Genomic DNA, 3060 nt, shown 5'->3' on the forward strand with positions numbered 1-3060 from the left:
GATGTCTGCTTCATCTTCGCTCCTCAGGGGCTACGATGAACCAGCCATCCTCCGTTCGTGAAGACCCTCAATCTGTCCCACAGGTGCTGACGTCGGACACTACGCTGACGGCTACCGTCTCGCCGCACGGACCATCGCAGCTTCAGGCTATCACGTTGCCTTCGTGCACTACCTTGACCGAACGGGTGACCAGCGCGTGGCTTATGCCCGACTCCGGCAGGACTTCCCACGTTGGACGGAAACCATTCGCGATGCGGTGAACTGGCTGATTGATCAGCCAGGTGTCGATGCCAGAGGGCTCGGCATCGTGGGCCTATCGCTCGGAGCGGCGCTGGCGTTCGCGACAGCGGCGGAGGAGCCACGTGTGCGAGCGATCGTGGACTACTCCGGACCACTGCCAGATGAGCTCGCTGGTCAGAGTCCACGGCTACCACCCACTCTGATCCTGCACGGTGCTTCGGACTGCATCGTCCCCGTCTCCCATGCTCACGCGATAGAGCGTCTTCTGCGGGAGCAGAGCACCCCGTATGAGATCAAGATCTACGAGGGGCAGGGCCACGGCCTCACGGGTGCCACGCAATTCGATGCCGCGGCCCGGGTCGCACGCTTCCTTGGACAGCACCTTCAGCAGGCGTCCTCCTGAAGTCGCGACCTATGAAGGCAGCCTCAGGGTTCTACGCCATCCTCATCGAACGGCTCACGGGTGATCTCTTCCTCGAAGGTGTCGCCCACATCTTCCTGGTCAGACTCTGCAACTGGCTCCTGCGTCGCTGCGTGCCCTGCGTCGGCGGAATGCTCGTCGCTATCCATCGACGCCTCATCCGCCCCGGAGGAGGGCGCTTCGGACATCGCGCCGCGCGACTTGCCCAGGCCGAGATCGCGTGCGAGCTGCGAGCGCTGCGCTGAGTAGTCGGAGGCGGTCATCGGATAGTCGACAGGAAGGCCCCACTTGGCCCGGTAGGCTTCCGGTGTGAGGCCGAGCCGGGCGAGGTGCCGGCGCAGCGTCTTGTACGCCTTACCATCCTCGAAACTGATCAGACCTTGAGGTTGGATGGAGCGCCGGATCTCGGCCTGCGTCAGCACTCGCTGCTTCTCGGCGGCCTTGGCGTTCCCAGAGGTGAGCGCCTGAAGGCTCGCATGAACCCCTTGGATCAACCCAGGCAGCTCAGTGGCTGAGAGATGGATTGCCTGCGGCATAGGCCGTAACGATCTGCGTGGTGAGCTCTACCAGATCATCCTGTTCGCCAGCTTCGATAGCCATTCGTGCTCCTTAAGACCTGAACCTCACGAGGGTCAGGTATCACGGAAACCAGGGCTATCGAGTCACCAGAGGGCCCGAGGAAGACGACGCTTCCAGCGCTCGCCCGGCTTCAAGGTTGCGACCTGCTGCGTCCGCCTCGCGGAACGCACCTGTGCCACGACAGGCAGCGCAACTCCGGCGGCATCCGCTTCAGCGATAGCGGCAACAGCCGACGTGGGGACCTGCCGTTGAGCCTGTGCCTCATCAGAGACCGGCGTGGCTACATCAGCGATTGCCGAGCTCTTCGTGCGTTTGGCGGGCGGCTTTACCCGGCGTACCCGTGGCAACCGCTCCTGAGCAGAGGCCTCGCGCACCTCGGAGTCTGCTGGCTCAACGGGCATGGCAAACATCGGCACAAGGCTCGGCAGCACTCGCCGGGCCGGCGCTTCAACCCGGACAGGCTCGGCGCACGGCACATGTGTCGGTTCAACCTCAGCGGTCGCGTTCGCCGCAGCAGTCAACTCTGCACCCCAGACATTCTGGCTTGTCCGAGTACGGGCCGTGGCATCGATGAGCGAAACGCGGGAAGTACGGGTATGCTTGATTTCGACCGTGAACGGTCGCGCGCTACGGCGCTTCATGTATGAAATGATCCTGAAAACTGCACGCTCAGCCGCGTAAAACGCGCCGACGGCGGAGCAGCATCATATGGCGCATATGCGATCTATGTCTAGTTAGGCTTCAACACAGACGCGGCATTCGCGTTAAACAAACGCGTATCTGCGCAATTCCTTGATCGATCCCTGCTCATTGCGATGATGGATAAAGAGGCCGCCCGCCTGCTCCCAGGGGTGTATGCATTTCTCCTGGTCGTCCACCATCACATCTTGTGAACGGCAGTGCACCCGCTTCAACGCAGCGCCTGACGCGACGCATATCCTCGCTATGCCCCTGGAGCAGTCTCATTAGCTACGAAAGAGCGCACACGTGGTCGCAGAACGTTAATGAATTGATTCACGCGCTCTGCGAGCCACAAGAATGCCTTCTGCCTCACAGTAGGGTTATCCAGGGTGCCGAACGAGGCACTATCACCAATTCGTGGAAGGCCATAAGGGTCTGTGGATAGGTTAGCTGACCCGCCAAGCTCTTCGCGGACAACATCCCATTCTTCCACGATAGCTCGACTTGCTCGTTCACCCACTGTGCCGCGTGTTGAGGACAGAAAGACACCAACTTCGTTTTTCAGCATATCTCGATAGACTGTAAGCCACGAGCTGCCATTGGGAGCAGGCATCGATACCGAGATGTAGCCTTGCCGAGCCGGGTTTGGTCTGGACTGCTCCGGATCGTCCAGCCTGAGCTGATCCAGAAACGCCTTCCAGAACTCAAGGCGAGCATCGCCTAAAGCTGCACGTTCAGGATCAAGCTCAGATTTGCTTCCAGTATTATCTAGGTCGGCCTGCTCGCCAAGCGCGAAACCCTCTGGAACAGCAACGATATTGCGGATGATATTCGTCGTTCGTACCAGCACCCTCGGTGTGACGAGTCGCCCTCCATTGGGCATCGTGAAAATCGGCAGCTCTACAAGACCCAATGAGAAATGTAGGCCAGCATGAGCCTGGAGGTACTCTGCGATGGCTTCAACACCCTCTCGGATACCATCGCCAACAATGAGCAGCAGGAAACGGCCTCGGCGAAGATTAATGGTGAGATTGTCGTTGAACTGTAAGCGCTGTTTTCAGGCCACGGCTTTGAGGGCTGGCATGGCCTGGTAGGCCCATGGCAGCAGGTCGTCGAGACGGCTCTGTGGGTGGCCCTCG

5 protein-coding genes are annotated in these 3060 nt (G+C 60.3%); 1 reads left to right on the forward strand and 4 read right to left on the reverse strand.

Features of this window, described 5'->3' with window-relative positions:
- Positions 1-70: 70 nt before the first annotated feature.
- Entirely contained in the window at positions 71-643 is a 573-nt protein-coding gene (locus tag ASF41_RS20415; RefSeq protein WP_082504709.1) for a dienelactone hydrolase family protein, read from the forward strand.
- A 23-nt stretch (positions 644-666) separates the two neighbouring features.
- On the opposite strand, the gene ASF41_RS20420 is transcribed toward ASF41_RS20415, so the two are convergent.
- From ASF41_RS20420 to ASF41_RS25285, 4 genes are all read right to left on the reverse strand, one after another.
- Positions 667-1155 (reverse strand): MucR family transcriptional regulator, encoded by a 489-nt coding sequence (locus tag ASF41_RS20420; RefSeq protein WP_244479733.1) that lies wholly within the window; start codon positions 1153-1155, stop codon positions 667-669.
- Between the two features lie 10 nt (positions 1156-1165).
- Positions 1166-1261, reverse strand: a complete 96-nt coding sequence (locus ASF41_RS26275) for a MucR family transcriptional regulator (protein ID WP_244479734.1) — start codon at positions 1259-1261, stop codon at positions 1166-1168.
- A 62-nt stretch (positions 1262-1323) separates the two neighbouring features.
- The gene (locus ASF41_RS24365; RefSeq protein ID WP_082504710.1) at positions 1324-1881 is read right to left on the reverse strand and encodes a hypothetical protein; all 558 of its coding nucleotides are present in this window, start codon (positions 1879-1881) and stop codon (positions 1324-1326) included.
- A 302-nt stretch (positions 1882-2183) separates the two neighbouring features.
- On the reverse strand, positions 2184-2804 hold the full coding sequence (locus ASF41_RS25285; protein ID WP_156653412.1) for a hypothetical protein: 621 nt from the start codon (positions 2802-2804) through the stop codon (positions 2184-2186).
- Positions 2805-3060: the final 256 nt, after the last annotated feature.

Source organism: Methylobacterium sp. Leaf111 (assembly GCF_001423285.1).
In the GTDB taxonomy this organism is placed as follows: Bacteria; Pseudomonadota; Alphaproteobacteria; order Rhizobiales; family Beijerinckiaceae; genus Methylobacterium.

Coding starts and splice junctions, on each gene's coding strand:
- ASF41_RS26275 (WP_244479734.1), bottom strand. CDS start 1,261: ATGGCTATCGAAGCTGGCGAACAGGATGATCTGGTAGAGCTCACCACG.
- ASF41_RS24365 (WP_082504710.1), bottom strand. CDS start 1,881: ATGAAGCGCCGTAGCGCGCGACCGTTCACGGTCGAAATCAAGCATACC.
- ASF41_RS25285 (WP_156653412.1), bottom strand. CDS start 2,804: ATGCCCAATGGAGGGCGACTCGTCACACCGAGGGTGCTGGTACGAACG.